Annotated in this window: 16 protein-coding genes; 4 read left to right on the forward strand and 12 right to left on the reverse strand. The window is 60.5% G+C overall.

Annotated features, from left to right (window positions below; all coding sequences use genetic code 11):
* Positions 1-2 precede the first annotated feature (2 nt).
* The 8 genes from deoC to VNS12_RS12085 all read right to left on the reverse strand — a co-directional run bounded on the left by deoC (position 3) and on the right by VNS12_RS12085 (position 7558).
* Entirely contained in the window at positions 3-992 is a 990-nt protein-coding gene (deoC, locus tag VNS12_RS12050; protein ID WP_325488088.1) for a deoxyribose-phosphate aldolase, read from the reverse strand.
* The gene (locus tag VNS12_RS12055) at positions 989-1783 is read right to left on the reverse strand and encodes a purine-nucleoside phosphorylase (RefSeq protein WP_325488089.1); all 795 of its coding nucleotides are present in this window, start codon (positions 1781-1783) and stop codon (positions 989-991) included. Before VNS12_RS12055 ends, deoC begins: the two co-directional genes overlap by 4 nt.
* A gap of 34 nt (positions 1784-1817) precedes the next feature.
* On the reverse strand, positions 1818-2228 hold the full coding sequence (locus VNS12_RS12060) for a cytidine deaminase (RefSeq protein WP_325488090.1): 411 nt from the start codon (positions 2226-2228) through the stop codon (positions 1818-1820).
* A gap of 2 nt (positions 2229-2230) precedes the next feature.
* On the reverse strand, positions 2231-3199 hold the full coding sequence (locus tag VNS12_RS12065; protein WP_325488091.1) for an ABC transporter permease: 969 nt from the start codon (positions 3197-3199) through the stop codon (positions 2231-2233).
* A 1-nt stretch (position 3200) separates the two neighbouring features.
* Complete coding sequence (locus VNS12_RS12070) at positions 3201-4331, reverse strand: ABC transporter permease (RefSeq protein WP_325488092.1); 1131 nt, start codon at positions 4329-4331, stop codon at positions 3201-3203.
* Positions 4328-5920, reverse strand: coding sequence for an ABC transporter ATP-binding protein (locus VNS12_RS12075; protein ID WP_325488093.1), 1593 nt, complete (start codon positions 5918-5920; stop codon positions 4328-4330). The genes VNS12_RS12070 and VNS12_RS12075 overlap by 4 nt, the downstream gene beginning before the upstream one ends.
* Before the next feature lie 19 nt (positions 5921-5939).
* A complete protein-coding gene (locus VNS12_RS12080; protein ID WP_325488094.1) occupies positions 5940-6941 on the reverse strand; it encodes a BMP family lipoprotein in 1002 nt (333 codons plus the stop codon).
* Between the two features lie 173 nt (positions 6942-7114).
* Complete coding sequence (locus VNS12_RS12085; RefSeq protein ID WP_325488095.1) at positions 7115-7558, reverse strand: SRPBCC family protein; 444 nt, start codon at positions 7556-7558, stop codon at positions 7115-7117.
* A gap of 173 nt (positions 7559-7731) precedes the next feature.
* Here VNS12_RS12085 and VNS12_RS12090 point away from each other — a divergent pair, with 173 nt between their 5' ends.
* The 3 genes from VNS12_RS12090 to VNS12_RS12100 are packed head-to-tail and all read left to right on the forward strand — an operon-like array spanning position 7732 to position 11411.
* Positions 7732-8937, forward strand: coding sequence for a cell surface protein (locus VNS12_RS12090; RefSeq protein ID WP_325488096.1), 1206 nt, complete (start codon positions 7732-7734; stop codon positions 8935-8937).
* A gap of 13 nt (positions 8938-8950) precedes the next feature.
* The gene (locus tag VNS12_RS12095; protein ID WP_325488097.1) at positions 8951-9901 is read left to right on the forward strand and encodes a DUF6384 family protein; all 951 of its coding nucleotides are present in this window, start codon (positions 8951-8953) and stop codon (positions 9899-9901) included.
* Between the two features lie 7 nt (positions 9902-9908).
* Positions 9909-11411 carry a coiled-coil domain-containing protein gene (locus VNS12_RS12100; RefSeq protein ID WP_325488098.1) on the forward strand — a complete coding sequence of 501 codons (1503 nt, stop codon included), beginning with the start codon at positions 9909-9911 and terminating at the stop codon, positions 11409-11411.
* 165 nt (positions 11412-11576) lie between these two features.
* Here VNS12_RS12100 and VNS12_RS12105 read toward each other — a convergent pair whose 3' ends face one another.
* A complete protein-coding gene (locus VNS12_RS12105; protein ID WP_325488099.1) occupies positions 11577-12677 on the reverse strand; it encodes a saccharopine dehydrogenase family protein in 1101 nt (366 codons plus the stop codon).
* 134 nt (positions 12678-12811) lie between these two features.
* Here VNS12_RS12105 and VNS12_RS12110 point away from each other — a divergent pair, with 134 nt between their 5' ends.
* Positions 12812-13243, forward strand: coding sequence for an Lrp/AsnC family transcriptional regulator (locus VNS12_RS12110; protein WP_325488100.1), 432 nt, complete (start codon positions 12812-12814; stop codon positions 13241-13243).
* A gap of 21 nt (positions 13244-13264) precedes the next feature.
* On the opposite strand, the gene VNS12_RS12115 is transcribed toward VNS12_RS12110, so the two are convergent.
* From VNS12_RS12115 to ugpE, 3 genes are read right to left on the reverse strand one after another with little or no spacing between them, the layout of a single operon-like run.
* Positions 13265-13882: a DUF4893 domain-containing protein gene (locus VNS12_RS12115; protein ID WP_325488101.1), complete on the reverse strand. Its 618-nt coding sequence runs from the start codon at positions 13880-13882 to the stop codon at positions 13265-13267.
* Positions 13883-13940: 58 nt separating this feature from the next.
* Entirely contained in the window at positions 13941-15002 is a 1062-nt protein-coding gene (locus VNS12_RS12120) for a sn-glycerol-3-phosphate import ATP-binding protein UgpC (RefSeq protein ID WP_325488102.1), read from the reverse strand.
* A 6-nt stretch (positions 15003-15008) separates the two neighbouring features.
* Positions 15009-15857, reverse strand: a complete 849-nt coding sequence (gene ugpE / locus VNS12_RS12125) for a sn-glycerol-3-phosphate ABC transporter permease UgpE (protein WP_325488103.1) — start codon at positions 15855-15857, stop codon at positions 15009-15011.
* Between the last annotated feature and the right edge of the window lie 13 nt (positions 15858-15870).

The raw sequence follows: 15870 nt of genomic DNA on the forward strand, positions 1-15870 counted from the left end.
CCTCAGGCCATCGCAAAGCGATAATCGGCGGCGTAATGGCCGGTGACGCCGTGTTCGATCTGGCGCTCGATATCGGTCAGCAGCGAAGACGCGCCAAAGCGGAACAGGTGCGGCTGCAGCCACTGCGTGCCCAGTTCCTCTTTCATCAACGCCAGATAGGTCAGCGCTTCCTTGGCCTTGGAGATGCCACCGGCGGGCTTGTAGCCAATCTCGATGCCGGTTTCCTCATGAAACCAGCGGATCATGCGGATCATCGCCAGGGAAGTTGCCAGCGTGGCGTTGGTCTTTTCCTTGCCGGTCGACGTCTTGATGAAATCAGCGCCCGCCAGCATGCAGACCAACGAGGCTTTCGCAACATTGGTAAGTGTCGCCAGCTCCCCGGTGCCGAGGATGGTCTTGATATGAGCGTCACCGCAGGCGGCGCGCATGGCTTTGACAGAATCGTAAAGCCCCTGCCAATCGCCCCGCAGCACCATGCCGCGCTCGATGACGATGTCGATTTCCTTCGCCCCGTCCTCGACCGAAGCTTCAATCTCGGCAAGCCGGATTTTCAACGGCGTCAGCCCGTGCGGGAAGGCCGTCGATACAGCAGCGACGGGGATATTTGTCCCCTCCAGCGCCCGAACCGCCGTCGCGACGAAATTGTGATAAACGCAGACGGCTGCGGGGGTGATGCCGAGATGTTTTACACCCATCGCCTCGATGAGATCCGCACGAATGGGATTGCGCGCCTTGGCGCACAGCCGCTCGACGCGGCCGGGCGTATCGTCGGAATTGAGCGTCGTAAGGTCGATCAGCGACACGGCCTTGAGGAGCCACGCCAACTGATAGTCTTTTTTCACCGACCGCCTTGCACCAATCGTACCGGCGCGCCGTTCCAGCGCGGAGCGGTTCATCCGGACGCGCCCTACCCAATCGAGATCGAGCGGATAGCCCGGATTTCGCTTATGGCTCACAGCCTGGGTGGGCGTATCGACAACTTTGAGGTTCATATTTCCTCCATCAGCGCCGGGATCAGCCGTTTGAGCTTTTCAGCGCCATATTTCGCCACCTCCTTGGTCTGGGTATGCGAAATGGTCTCCTGCGCCATTCCTGCCCCCATATTGGTGATCGAAGAGCAGGCCCAAACCCTCAGGCCCAGAAAACGCCCCAGTATCACTTCAGGCACTGTCGACATGCCGACCGCATCACACCCCAGTGTCCGGGCCATGCGGATTTCAGCCGGCGTCTCGAAGCTGGGGCCAGAATACCACATATAAACGCCCTCCTTGAGGGCGATTTCGAGGCGGGACGCCACCGCATGGGTTGTGGCGCGCAGTTCGGGATCATAGGCATCGACCATGTTGACGAAGCGCGCATCGGTGGGCTCCCCGATCAGCGGATTGGCTCCGGCGTAATTGAGATGGTCGGAGATCAGCATCAGATTGCCGGGGCGCACATCGGTGTCCAGCGAACCAGCGGAATTGGTGAGCATCAGGGTACCTGCCCCCAACTCGGACATGGTTTCGAGGGCCGGACGCATCGCGGCCGCATCGCCGTGCTCGTAATAGTGCTGGCGCCCGGTGAGAATGGCGATCCGTTTGCTACCCATCTGGCCGATCACAAGATCTTTGCCATGGCCGGAAACCCCACCCTGCGGGAACCCTTCGAGATCGGCAAAAGGAATGACCACTTGCTCGGCAAGCAGATCTGCCACCGCCGAAAGGCCCGATCCCAGAATGAGTGTGGCCTCTATGGGCGCGGAGCCGGCCTGGTTGCGGATGGTGTTCAAAGCTTTGGACATGGTCTGAGCCTCGTATTGAACCTGAGCCAGTGTCTCAGCGCTCCAAAAATTGGGGACCGAACGAATGCGGCAGCAGTTCGCCCAGCGTGGTAAACATCGGGTCGCCCTCGACGCCGAGGCAGATGATGGGAGTCGGATCGCTGGCGAATTCACGGATACGCTGGCGACAGCCGCCGCACGGCGTGACGGGAACCGAGCCTGGGCCGGTCACCAAAATCTTTTCGATGCGTCGCGCCCCGCCAGCCACCATGGCGGCGATCGCTGAGGCTTCGGCGCAATTGCCCTGAGGATAGGCGGCGTTTTCGACATTGCAACCGGCATAGACCTTGCCGTCATCGGCGAGGATCGCCGCGCCCACGGCAAATCCCGAGTATGGCGCATGCGCCCTGGCCCGCACCGCTTCGGCGGCCTCAAACAGCACTCGATCCTCTTGGGCGAACTCCACGGTTAACGCTCCTTAACGTAAGGCACACCACCCGCCCTTGGTCCGACCGCCTTGCCGATGAAGCCTGCCAGAAGCACCACGGTCAAAATATAGGGCAGCGCCTGTACCGCCTGCACCGGCACATCGCCGATCAGCGGCAGCGTCACGTTCTGCATGCGGATTTGCAACGCATCGAGGAAGCCGAACAGCAGGCACGTGAACATCACCGGAACCGGCCGCCATTTGGAAAAGATCAGGGCGGCCAGCGCGACATATCCTTTGCCCGCCGTCATCTCGTTGCCGAACCCGGCCCCTTGAGCGACCGAGAAATAGGCCCCGGACAGCCCGGCCAGAATACCGGTGATGAAAATGGCCTGATAGCGCTGCAGCGTGACCGAAATGCCTGCCGTGTCCACTGCCGTGGGATTGTCCCCCACGGCCCGCAGGCGCAGCCCAAAGCGCGTCCGATAGAGCACAAAGGCGGTGATCGGCACAGCTAGGAAGGCGATATAGACCAGAATATAGTGTCCCGAGAGCACCTGCGAATAGATGGGGCCGACGATCGGAACCCCCTCCAGTTCGCGCGCAAATGGCAACTGGATCTGGGAGAAGCGCGCGTCGCCGCGCAATTGCGGCGTGCGCCCACCCTGGCGGAACCATGTCTGCCCCAGAAACGTGGTAAGCCCCGCCGCCAGCATGGTCACCGCAACGCCGGCAATCATCTGGTTGCCCTTGAGGGTGATCGCAGCAAAGCCCTGCAACATGGTGGTGAGGATGGAAATGGCGATGCCCGCCAGCAGCCCCAGCCACACATTGCCGGTCACCGCTGCGACCGAAGCCGCAGCAAAGGCCGATGCCAGCATCTTGCCTTCGAGCCCGATATCAAAAATGCCGGACCGCTCGGAATAGAGCCCGGCCAGCGCCGCCAGTAGCAGAGGCGTGGCGAGCCGCAGTGTTGCGTTGGCCATGGAGAGGATCAGGTCGATATCCATGTCAGCTCTCCGAATCCACTGTGGACCGGGCCATGGCCTCGGCCCGTTGCTCGACCGACAGCAGCGCAAAGCCCCGTTCGAGCGCCGGACGGAACAGTCCTTCCATTGCGCCGGTGAACAGAATGATCAGCGCCTGGATCACCTCGATCATTTCCCGGGTTACGGAAGGCATCACAAATTGCAGTTCCTGCCCGCCCTGATAGAGCGCGCCAAACAGAATTGCCGCAAGCCCGATGCCAATGGGATGATTGCGCCCGATCAGCGCCACAGCGATGCCCACGAACCCGGCATCGGCTACGAAATCGAGCACCAGACGGTTCTGCACACCGAGCACTTCGTTGATGGCGATCATGCCAGCACAGGCGCCCGAAAGCGTCATGGCGATCATGATGAGGCGCGAGTTGGACATACCGGCATATTGCGATGCCACCGGGTTTTGTCCCAGCGTGCGCAATTGGTAGCCAAGCTTGGTGTGCCAGATCAAAATATAGGTCAGCACCAGCAAGGCGATGGCGACGACAATCGTGAGATTGACCGGGGAATAGCCGAAATAGGGGATGAACTGGCGCAGTTGAGGCACCCGCCCCATGGTGGCGATGGTTGCCGATTCCGGCGCCATGGTGGTTGTTGGCTTGAGCACCCTGTTGACCATGTACACCATCAGCGCCGCGGCAATGAAGTTGAACATGATGGTGGTGATCACAACATGGCTGCCGCGCTTGGCCTGCAGATAGCCCGGGATCAGCCCCCAAACGCCTCCACATATGGCCGCCGCGACCATGGCGGCGGGCATGGCGATCAGCCAATGGGTTTGATCGAGAGCCAGCGCGACAACGATCGCCCCGAGACCCGCGACATAGGCCTGCCCGTTGCCACCGATATTGAACAGGCCGGCATGGGCCGCGATGGCAAACGCCAGGCCGGCAAAGACGAAATTGGTCGCATAATAAAGGGTATAGCCGACGCCATCGCCATAGCCGAACGCGCCGTAAAGGATGATCTGAACCGCCCTTAACGGATTTTCGCCGATCATCAGAACCACGAGACCGGAAATCAGGAACGCCATGGCGAGATTGACAGCGGGCAGAACAATGATGTCGGCCCAACGGGGCAAAGGACGGCGCGCACTCATCGCGCTGTCTCCGTCTTTTCGTATGCTCCGGCCATCATCATCCCCAATTCGCTTTCACTCGCGGTTTCGGGATCCGCCTCCGCCACGATCCGGCCATCGAACATCACAAGGATGCGATCGGACAGCGAACGGATTTCATCGAGTTCCACCGAGACCAGCAGCACCGCCTTGCCCGCGTCGCGCATCTTAATGATCTGGCTGTGGATGAATTCGATTGCGCCGATATCGACGCCGCGGGTCGGCTGCCCGACCACCAGGACATCCAGTTGGCGATCCATCTCACGGGCGAGAACGATCTTCTGCTGATTACCGCCGGAAAAATTGGCGGTTTTCAGCCGAATGTTGTTTGGCCTGATATCGAACATTTCGATACGTTTTTGGGCTTCTGCCCGCGCCGCTGCGATGTCCAGAAGCTGGCCCTTGCCGTATTCCGAATAGGTTTCGTATCCAAGGATCGAGTTTTCCCACTCCTCGAATGTCATCACCAGGCCCATCCGATGGCGGTCCTCGGGGACATGCGCCATGCCTGCGCGCCGGGCGCGGGCTGCGCCGTCGTCGCCCTTGATATCGAGCGCATTGCCCTTGATGCGGACAACACCCGAACGCGGGTCTGCGATGCCGGTCACCGCTTCGAGCAATTCCGATTGCCCGTTGCCTGCCACGCCCGCAATGCCGACGATTTCGCCGGCCCTGACCGAAAAGCTGACATCCTTGACCCGCTGGACGCCCAAGCGGTCAACGACCGAGAGATTTTCCACATCGAGGACGATTTCGCCGGGGCTGGCCGGGCCTTTTTCCACGCGCAGCAACACCCTGCGCCCCACCATCAATTCGGCCAGATGCTCAGGCGAGGTCGCGCTGGTTTGCAGCGTTTCGATCAACTCCCCATTGCGCATGACCGAAACCGAATCGGTGATCGCCATGATTTCGCGCAGCTTGTGGGTAATCAGGATCACCGTCTTACCCTCGGCCCGCAAGGTTTCGAGAACGCGGAACAGGTGATCGGCTTCGGCCGGTGTCAAAACACCGGTCGGTTCATCGAGGATCAGGGTGTCAGCCCCCCGGAACAGGGCCTTGAGGATTTCCACCCGCTGTTGCTGCCCGACCGAAATATTTTCGATCAGCGCGTCGGGATCGACGTCCAGACCATATTCGCGACCGAGTTCAACCAGTTGCGAGCGGGCCCGGGCGAATGTCTTGTTGAGCAGCTGGCTCCCTTCGGCGCCGAGCACCACATTTTCGAGCACGGTCATGTTATCGACCAGCATGAAATGCTGATGCACCATGCCGATGCCCAGCGCCAGGGCATGACGGCTGTCGGTGATGGCATGGGCCACGCCGTTGACGCGGATCGTGCCGCTGTCGGCAGTGTAAAAGCCATACAGGATCGACATCAGCGTGGACTTGCCGGCACCGTTCTCCCCCACAATCCCGTGGATCGTGCCGCGCCGCACCCGCAGATCGATGTCCTTATTGGCGTGTACCGCTCCGAACCGCTTGTTGATCTTTTCAAGCTCAATCGCCCAGACGCTGCGGTCCTCGGGCAAGGCAGCGGCCGAATTCGGCCGCTGCGGGTTCGTATCGCCCATATGAGTCATGGAACGACTATTACAGCGGACAAGCGTTGTCGGTGTAGTAGTCGTGCACTTCGATCTGGCCGTCGATGATCCCCTGCTTGTATTCGGCGACCTTGGTCTGCATGTCGTCGGTGATCAGATCCGCGTTGTACTCATCCAGCGCAAAGTCAACGCCCCCATCGGCCAGTCCGAGATCGATACGGCCAGGCTGGAAAGTATCGTCCGTTTCCGCTTCGATGAACGCGTTGTGCACGGCGCGATCGACACGCTTGACCATCGAAGTCAATACCGACCCGGGATGCATGTAGTTCTGGTTGGAGTCGACGCCGATCGAATAGACACCCGCGTCGTCCGCAACCTGAAGCACACCCATGCCCGAGCCGCCGGCTGCGGCAAAGATCACATCGGCGCCCGAATCAATTGCCGCCTGGGTCAGTTCGCCCGCTGTCACGGGATCATTCCAGGCCGCCGGGGTCGTGCCGGTATAGTTTTCGATCAACCCGATATCTGGGGTGACATGCCGCGCGCCATACGCATAACCGCAATAGAAGCGGTGAATGAGCGGGACGTCCATACCGCCCACAAATGCCACGGTGCCGGTTTCGCTCTTGAGCGCCGCGAGAGCGCCGACGAGGAACGACCCGGTGTGTTCGTCAAACATGATCGACTGAATATTGGGCAGATCGACAACGGTATCGATCACCACAAAATTGGTGTCCGGGAACTCCGGCGCAACAGCCTCAAGCGCAGAGGCCCAGCTGAAACCAGCCATCACGATGGGCTGGGCGCCCTGCTGTGCAAACCGGCGCAGGGATTGCTCGCGCTGGGCATCGTTCTGGAGTTCGAAATCCAGATAATCCTCACCCGTCTCTGCCGCCCAGGCTTCGGCGCCGTTATAGGCCGCTTCGTTGAACGATTTGTCGAACTTGCCGCCCAGGTCATAGATGATCGCGGGTGCGGCCAGGGCCGTTCCCGCCATGAGCGCTGAAAAAGCGAAAGCGGCAGCACCGATGGATTTTGTTGTTTTGGACATGGTTGTTCCTCCCAGTTCTCGGGCAGTCGAACCATCCGACAATCGCCGGTGCGGTTCCACGCACGATGAGGTCAGATAGAACCGCGCAAAATCAACGGACGCAATAGTCAATTTGGATTTTTTGACCAATTGGGCAAAAAATCCCCGGATTGCGGTGAAACTCGCTTTTCAGCTCAACTGACGGGGGCAAGCGGCACCACGTCCGCACCCATCGCCGTCCCGAAACGCTCGAAAAAGCCGTCGATGATCCGCTGAGCGGAATTGCCGATCAGCGCGCGGCCCATCTTCATGATCTGGCCGGATGCGCCTCCCGTTGCGTCAAAATGCAAGAGGGTGTCCCCATCGATTTCGGACAGGGCGATGTCAGCAGAAGCCTGGGCCCGGCCAAGCAGCCCTCCCCGCCCCTGCCCGGTCAAGGTGTAGCGACTGGCTGGTTCGACGTTGGAGAGCATCAGATCGCCCTTGAATGTCGGCCGGACCACGCCGAGGTTGACGGCGACTTCAATCTCCAGCGCAGAATCGGTAATCCAATCTATGCGCTGGCAGCCTGGAATGCAGGCTTTGAGGATTTCAGTGTCGTTGAGCGCGGCCCAGACGGCCTGACGGTCTGCCGTCAACCGGTATCGTCCACCGAAATCCACTCCAGAACCCCTTCCGGCCTGCGTCCAATGCGGCTTTTTAGCACCATTGGCGAGAAAACAAACGCCTGTGGCCGTTGCACAATTGTCTTATGCCTTGCCAGGCGGAATCATGTCACCACATCTGCCACAGTTGCAACAGGGATGTGGATATGACGACCGAAATTGCCGAGACTTCCGCCGCTCAATTCGCCGACAAGCCGCTGCAGTATCTGGACAAGGCGGTGGCCGCCATCAAGGGCCTCGGGCTGTGGCCAGAGGGCGAACCGCAGGAAGCGCCGATCACTGGGCTGCTTTCGGAAATCACCCACCTCGACGACACCAAGGTGGTCCTGATCGGGCGGGTGCTCACCCAAGCCAGCGCTTTCAATGAAGTCGTCCGCTCGCAAGTCGCAGCCATGACCGTCGGCGAGCGCTACGAAGACATCACAAAATCGTTCAATTCGATCCGCGACGACGCCAAATCCATGGTCGACCAGCTCGACGATGGCAAGCTCGACATTTTCGAGCGCGCCTCCAACGTGTGGATGAAGGTTTCGCGTGGCGACATCGCTACACGGTTCGACAAAATCCGCGATACCTACCTCTCTGTTTCGCGTGACACCAAAGACCAGATCGACCGCGAGCATACAATCCTTGAAGCCTATCGGGATTTTCGCGGTGCGCTCAAGCAGGCCGAAGTGATGGCACTCGAAGTGCTCGAAATCGCCCAGGCCCAGCTCGAACAGCGCAAGGTCGATCTGCAGGGTGCAGCCGATGCGCTGACTGCTTTCACCGATGGCACTCCCGCTGACCGGGCGCGCCTGGAAATGGCACGCGACGAGCGGCTGCGCGATCTCCAGAATGAAGAGCGCCGCTACCAGATCGCAAAGGATCTTTCCGACAATCTGACCATCGCCTATTCCACCTCCGAGGTGATCATGGCGCGGTTGATGCAGACCACCAATGCCAAAGAGCGGGTGTATCAGCAGTCGATCTCGTTCTTTTCCACCAATGAGACGGTGCTGACTGCGCTTTCCGCTTCTTTTACCGGGCTGTTTGGGCTCCATGAATCAACCGAAACACTCAATGCGATGAAGGAAGGCATGAGCCAGAGCCTCGAAACCCTTTCCGAAATTGGCGGCAAAGTTCAGGAAGAAGCGCTCAAGGCGGGTTATGGCCCCACCATACGGGCCGACGCGGTGAAAATGCTCGTCGACAGCGTGGTGAGTTTCCAGGAAAAATCCTATTCTATCATCGCCGACATGCGTGAGCAGGCGACGAAGAACTCCGCCGAAATCCGGGATGCCGTCGAGGATGGCAAGAAGCGTCTCGCGACGCTCGCGGCTGACGGCAACGCACTCGTGGTATCCCGCTAGAGCATAGAGGCCGATGAACAGCGGTGGGGCGATGACGGGGCAGGCTGGCAAGGCGCCGCTCGATGACGTGATGCTTGCCATGGACGTGGTGGATACACTGCGCCATGAGGACACGCTCATTGCGCGCGAAATCGGTGCCTCAGCCCGAGAGGCTGAACTCATCGCCCGGCTGCGCAAAATCTATCGGGATCAGGGGATCGAGGTTCCCGATCATATCCTCAAGGAGGGCGTCGAGGCCCTCGCCGAAAGCCGCTTCACCTATGTTGCGCCAGCCGACAGCTTCCAGCTGCGGCTAGCGCGGCTTTACGTCAGCCGGACGCGCTGGGGCCGCCCGGTCCTCATCGTCCTGGCCCTGCTAGCGCTGGTCTTGGGCGGATATTTCCTCGCCTATCGCCCCTATCAGGCAGGAGTTACCGAGGCGGCCCGGATTGAACTTGCCGAAACGCTGCCGGCACGCATGGACGCGCTGTATCAGAACATTTTCAATGAAACCAAGGTCCAATCGGCGCTGGAGATTGCGGAGCCCTGGGTGGAACGCGGCAAGGCAGCCGCTGCGCGCGGCGATCGCGCTGGCGCGCAGCGGTCGATCGACGAACTGGAGCAAATTCATGCGACGCTGCTCGCCGAATATTCGATCCGCATCGTCAACCGTCCCGGGGAATCGACCGGCATCTGGCGTTTCCCGGAAGCCAATACCGACGCCACCAACTACTATCTCGTCGTCGAAGCGATTGGTCCCGATGGTGATCTGGTTTCTATTCCGGTCGAAAACGAAGAGACCGGCCAGACCGAAACCGTCCGGACCTGGGCCATTCGTGTGCCCGAGGTGACCTATGAATCGGTACGGCTCGACCGGCAGGATGACGGGATCATCCAGCGCAATATTCTGGGCATAAAGCAATACGGGTTCCTCGACACCGACTATGCCATGCCGGTGCTCGATGGGGCGATTACCCAATGGTGAGGCGGCGATGAGTGTCAGCGGCCCTCAGGCCATGCGCGCGCTGGACGATGCTCTGCGCGATATCAGACGTGAGGAAGACGAGATCACCCGCCGCATCGCGCGGGCCAATGAACGCGTTGGCAAGTTGCGGGAAACCGAGTTGGGGCAATTGCGCGCTCTCGCGGCGGTCCGGCTGTCACCCGATGTCCAGAACGAGCTGGCTGGCCCGCTGAGCCAGGCTGAATCCCGGGCTCGTGACATGCTCAAGGAACACGCTACCGAAATGGCGGGCATGGAAAAGGCGCTGGCCGAACAGGAAGCCCAACTCACCCGCCTGGCGAGTGAACGCCATGCCCTGCTTGAAGAGGCGTCGGAGCACCAGGCTCGAATCGATGCTCTAGGCGGAGCGGTCAGTGCTGCTCTGAGTGCGGATGCCGCCTATGGCGCCTTGCTCTCTCGCCGCACAGAAGCCCAGGGAGTGGCCGACGAGGCTGCGCGCAAGGCGGAACAGGCCGAAGCCGACCGCGAAGAAAAAGGCCGCCCGTATCGGGACGACACGCTGTTCATGTATCTCTGGCAGCGCGGCTATGGCACCAGCGCCTATAAGGCGGGCAATATCGTGCGCTTGCTCGATCAATGGGTGGCAAGGCTGATCCGATTTGCCGATATGCGCCCCAATTATTCCATGCTCACCGCAATCCCCGATCGGCTGCGTGAACATGCCGAACGCCTCGCTGCCGAGCTAATCGACCTCGATGACGCCACCGCCGAACGGGAAAATGCCGCGCTCGATGCGGCAGGGGGAGCGGACGCGCGCGCGGCGTTGGCAGCAGCACAAGAGCGTGTTGACGCCATCGATGCGGACATGCTGGCCGCCGAAGATGCCCGCGAAGAATTGACCGAACGGCAGAAACTCCTTGCCGATGGCGGTGATCCGGCAATGGGCAAGGCTGTCGATCTGCTGGCCGGGGCGATCAGCGACACCCGAATTGAAAAACTGCTGGAAGAAGCGCGGGCCACGCGCACCGAGGAAGACGATGCAATCGTGTTGCGGATCGAGGAGACCCGCCGCCGAATCTCAGAGGAACGCGCGGAACTGGAAGATGAGCGCGCCCGTCTCAAGACGCTGGAATTGCGACGGCGTGAACTTGAAGACATCGAGTTCGAGTTCAAGACATCGCACTATGACGACCCGCGCTCCCGCTTTGACGAAAAGCAATTGGTCGGCGATCTGCTTACCGATTTTCTCAAGGGCGGTATGACAGCCGCGGCCTATTGGGCGATGTGGCGCAATTCGCAGGGCTGGAGCGGAAGTTCAGGCCCCATCGTGCCCTCTGCCCCGCCGCGCACGCGGTCATCCAGCAAGACAGGCAAGGGAGGGAAATTTCCCCCGATGCCCGGTGGATTTTCTCCGCGCCCGCCCTCTGGCGGTGGCTTTTCGCGCCCGCGTGGCGGGGGATTTGGCGGCGGCGGCTTCAAGACCGGCGGTGGATTCAAGGGTGGTGGCTTCAAGACGGGCGGCGGTTTCTGACCGAAGCGTGACCGATACCCCGGCCACATCCAAAACGCCTTGCTTGAAAAAACAAATGAGGGAGGCCGGGTTGCCCCCTCGGCGCTTGGCACCGATGCCCGGCACTCCCTCACCCGCCCCTCTTTCCGGCAGGTCTGAGGGGAGGAGGAGCTCTAAATTCGTTTATCAGGCGACCTTGGTCATCGCCTGATGCTGTGCGAACGCCTTGCCGAAGCGATTGGCTAGGAAAGCGTCGAGATCGATTTCGTCCTGCGCAACGAACCCCTGCTGGGGCAGGTCGCCGCTGGCGAGCATATCGAGGACCGTCGCGATCCCCGAGGCTGTGGTGATCTGAATTGCCGAGCGCTCCTTGTCACCCACGCGACCCGAAAGGATGGTGCGCGCGAAACGCTCGGTGGCCGGATGCCCATCCTTCATGCCGGTAACTTCTACGAGGATCACCACCATGTCCTGACGGGTCGTTGTTAACGCATGACGGAAGATGTCGAGCGCCAAATCCCGCCGATCCTTGAGATTGAGGTCGTTAAGCAACAACTTCATGATCCGGGCGTGCCCCGGATAGCGGATGGTGCGGTAATTGAGATTTCTCACCTTTCCCAACAGCTTATGCGGGGTTGAACCCAAACCGCCGGACGTGTTGAACGCCTCGAAATCGATGCCATCGAGCGTGAATTCCTCGATATCGTCCAGCGGGGGCACCTCGGTGAGTTTACCGTCGACGATCGCTTCGCACGGCTCACAATATTCGTTGATCACCCCTTCTGGCGACCAGGTCAGGGCATAATTGAGGACGGTGGTGGGAAATTGCGGCAGCGCACCCACTCGCATCCGCACGTCCTCAAGCGTGTCGAACTGCTTGGCCAAACTCATGGCGGCGATGGCAATAAAACCGGGGGCGAGGCCGCATTGGGGGATGAACGCCGTTCGGGCCGTTTCGGCGATTTTGCGCACCTGACGCGTCGATTTCACGTCCTCGGTAAGATCGAGATAATGCACGCCAGCAGTCGCCGCAGCCCCCGCAATCCGGGTGGTTAGCGAGTAAGGGGCGGCGGAGAGGACGGCGAATTTTCCGGTGAGGATGGCTTCGAGGGCGCCGGGGGCAGAGACTTCGCATTGCTCGGTTCGGACCGAGGGGCCTGCGTCCAGTGCCGCCAGGGCTTCGGCGGAACGGTCGACCACGGTGACCGCGTAAGCCCCGCTCTGGCTTAGCAAATCTGCGATGGTGGCGCCGATGCGGCCTGCACCGACCACGACGATCTGTTTCATGCCTACCCTCCCATCACGACCAAATTGGCCTCGCTGTGATTGCCAAGCGTGGCATCGTTTTACGTTGATTTGCAGCCAATTTTTGGACAACATTGCCAATAAGATTGTGCGAAATCACGAAAGTGCAGTGCAAAATGACGAAAATTAACGCGGATCGTTTGCTGCTGAGCCTGTTGCGCGAGAATGCGCGGATGCCGGTTGCCGAGATCGCGCGGCGGCTGGGGGTGTCGCGGTCGACGGCGCAAAGTCGGCTCGAACGGCTCGAACGCAACGGCACGATCACCGGCTATGCGGTCAAACTCTCCGGGGACTACCTCGCCAGCCATATCCGCGCGCACCTGATGGTGACCGTGTCACCCAAACTGATCACTCAAGTGGTCAAGGCGCTGGAAGCGGTGATGGAGGTGCGCACGGTGCATTCGATCTCGGGCAGCTTCGATATGATCGTGATTGTAGAAGCGCCTTCGGTCGCGGAGCTCGACGCGGTCATCGACCGGATCGGGGCGCTGGAGGGTGTCGAGCGGACCATGAGCTCGATCGTGCTGTCGACCCGCATTGAGCGGTGATGGGTCGGGCGTGTCCAGCCGCTATTTGCGGATCTCGTAGAAGCGGAACCGTCCGCCCTCGGGGGCGAAGGCCATGAGGAAGGTCTGGTCGCCGGTCTTGTAGATTTCCGCGACCGCATCAAATTCGCGCTGTTCGGGGGTCACCTCTGAGTCTGATGCGGTCAGGGCCGAATAGGCGCGGGGAGCTTCGTAGCCGTAATAGAGGGCGCCGACAAAGAACACCATCTCGTCATCGCGCTGCGCCAGGACGCCGAGATGGCGCTGACTGCCCGAGGCCTTGTCAAAGACAATCCGCTCGCCGTCACGATAGATGCGCGCGGGGAAATAGGTATAGGGAAAGGCCCCCAGATCGCTCGCCTGCAAGGAGCGCATCTGCCAGTCGCCCAGAAGCTCATCGATGGAATAAGGCAATGGCCGGGCAGCAATCAGCTCCCTGAACTGGGGAAGCGCAGCCCTTGTTTCCGGATCGTCCGAGGTGGCCTCAAGTTGATCGAGCAGGGCCGACAATTGCTCGCGCCAGCCAGAGGCAAGGACCTGATCTTCGGGATAGAGTTTGCCAAACAGCGCCTTGGCCTCATTCTGGGCCGCCGCTGGCAGGGCCAGCGCCAACAGCGCAATAGCAACAACAAGCGGACGCATGACCGGGCTCCCTGGGTTGGCAGTGCCAGAACGAAAGCCCGGTGCGATTGACCGGCGTTCAGGCAGCGCTGACCTCGATCTTGCGCCCGCTTTCTCCATCAAAGCAATGCATTCGTGCGTGGGGCACAAACAGGGTCAACCGATCGCCGGTCTCGCCAAGGTGGATGCCGGCGGTGCGCAGGACAAGATTTTTGCCGAGGTCCTGGGCATGAACGTAAACAAGGCTTTCAGACCCGACCAGTTCGATCGCATCGAGCACCACATCGATGGCAAGATGCGGTTCCTGGGGCGCGGTGAGCGAGATATCCTCGGGACGGATTCCGATGGTGCCGGTCGTGGCCGGGACCCGCTCGGGCAGCCCGCCCGGTATCGCGGAAAAACCCGCGACCGGAATAAGGTTCATTCCCGGCGAGCCCATGAATTCAGCCACGAACAGAGAGGCGGGATTGGAATAGACCTCCAGTGGCGCTCCGACCTGCTCAATCACCCCGCCATTCATCACCACAAGCTTGTCGGCCAGGGTCATGGCTTCGAGCTGATCGTGGGTGACGTAAACCGACGTGGTGCCCAGCGTGCGTTGCAGGCGGCGGATTTCCACCCGCATCTGGCCGCGCAGCTTGGCGTCGAGATTGGAGAGCGGCTCATCGAACAGGAACGCCTTGGGCTGGCGAACTATCGCCCGGCCCATGGCGACGCGCTGGCGCTGGCCACCCGACAGCTGGCGCGGCTTGCGATCCAGAAACTGCTCGATTTCGAGGATACGCGCGGCTTCGGCCACCCGGCGGTCAATTTCAGCTCGCGGGGTGCGGCGGTTTTTCAGCCCGTATTCGAGATTGCCCCGCACGCTCATATGCGGATACAGCGCGTAGTTCTGGAACACCATGGCAATATCGCGTTCGACAGGCTCAAGCTTGTTGACCACCTTGCCGCCGATGGAAATTTCACCCGAGGTGATCGTTTCCAGCCCTGCGATCATGCGCAGCAGCGTCGACTTCCCGCAGCCCGAAGGGCCGACCAGAACCACAAGTTCGCCATCGCCTATAGAGAGCGAAATCCCCTTGATCGCTTCGACAGTGCCGCCATAGAGCTTGCGGACATCATTGATTTCTATTGCGGCCATGGAAACCTATTTCTCCGTTTCGACCAGGCCCTTGATGAAAAGGCGCTGCATGAAGAGGACGACGAGCACCGGGGGAACCATAGCGAGGATCACCGTCGCCATGACGAGGTTCCATTCAGGTTCGCGGTCGGTCAGGGCGAGCATGCGCTTGATGCCCATGACGATGGTGTAGAACTGCTCTTGCGTGGTGATGAGCAGCGGCCAGAGGTACTGAACCCAGCCGAAGATGAACATGATCACAAACAGCGCGGCGATATTGGTGATCGAGATGGGAATGAGGATGTCCTTGAAGAACTTCAGCGGCCCTGCCCCATCAACGCGCGCCGCTTCCATCAATTCCTCTGGCACGGTCAGGAAAAACTGCCGGAAGAGGAATGTTGCGGTTGCCGAAGCGATCAGCGGCAGGGTCAGCCCCGCGTAGGAATTGAGCATCCCCAGATTGGCGACCACGGCATAGGTGGGGATGATCCTCACCTCGACCGGCAGCATCAGGGTGACAAAGATGATCCAGAAGGCCAGCGTCCGGAAGGGGAAGCGAAAATAGACGATGGCAAAGGCAGAGGTGATGGAAATGGCGATCTTGCCCACGGCGATGATCATGGCCATCCAGAACGAATTGGCCAGCATCAGCCACACCGGAGGCGTACCGGCGACCCTGTGGCCGCTGCCCAGCATTGACGAATAGGACTGCACGAGATTGTCGCCCGGCAGCAGCGGGATCACTCCGCGCACAAAGGCCGAAGGCTCATGGGTGGAGGCGATAAACGCGATATACACCGGGAAGGCGACGATGATGACGCCCACGATCAGGATGAAGTGGGTGAGGAAATCGAGAAAGGGCCTGTTTTCAACCATCTAACCAGCTCCC

This window comes from Pelagibacterium sp. (genome assembly GCF_035555455.1).
GTDB lineage: Bacteria > Pseudomonadota > Alphaproteobacteria > Rhizobiales > Devosiaceae > Pelagibacterium.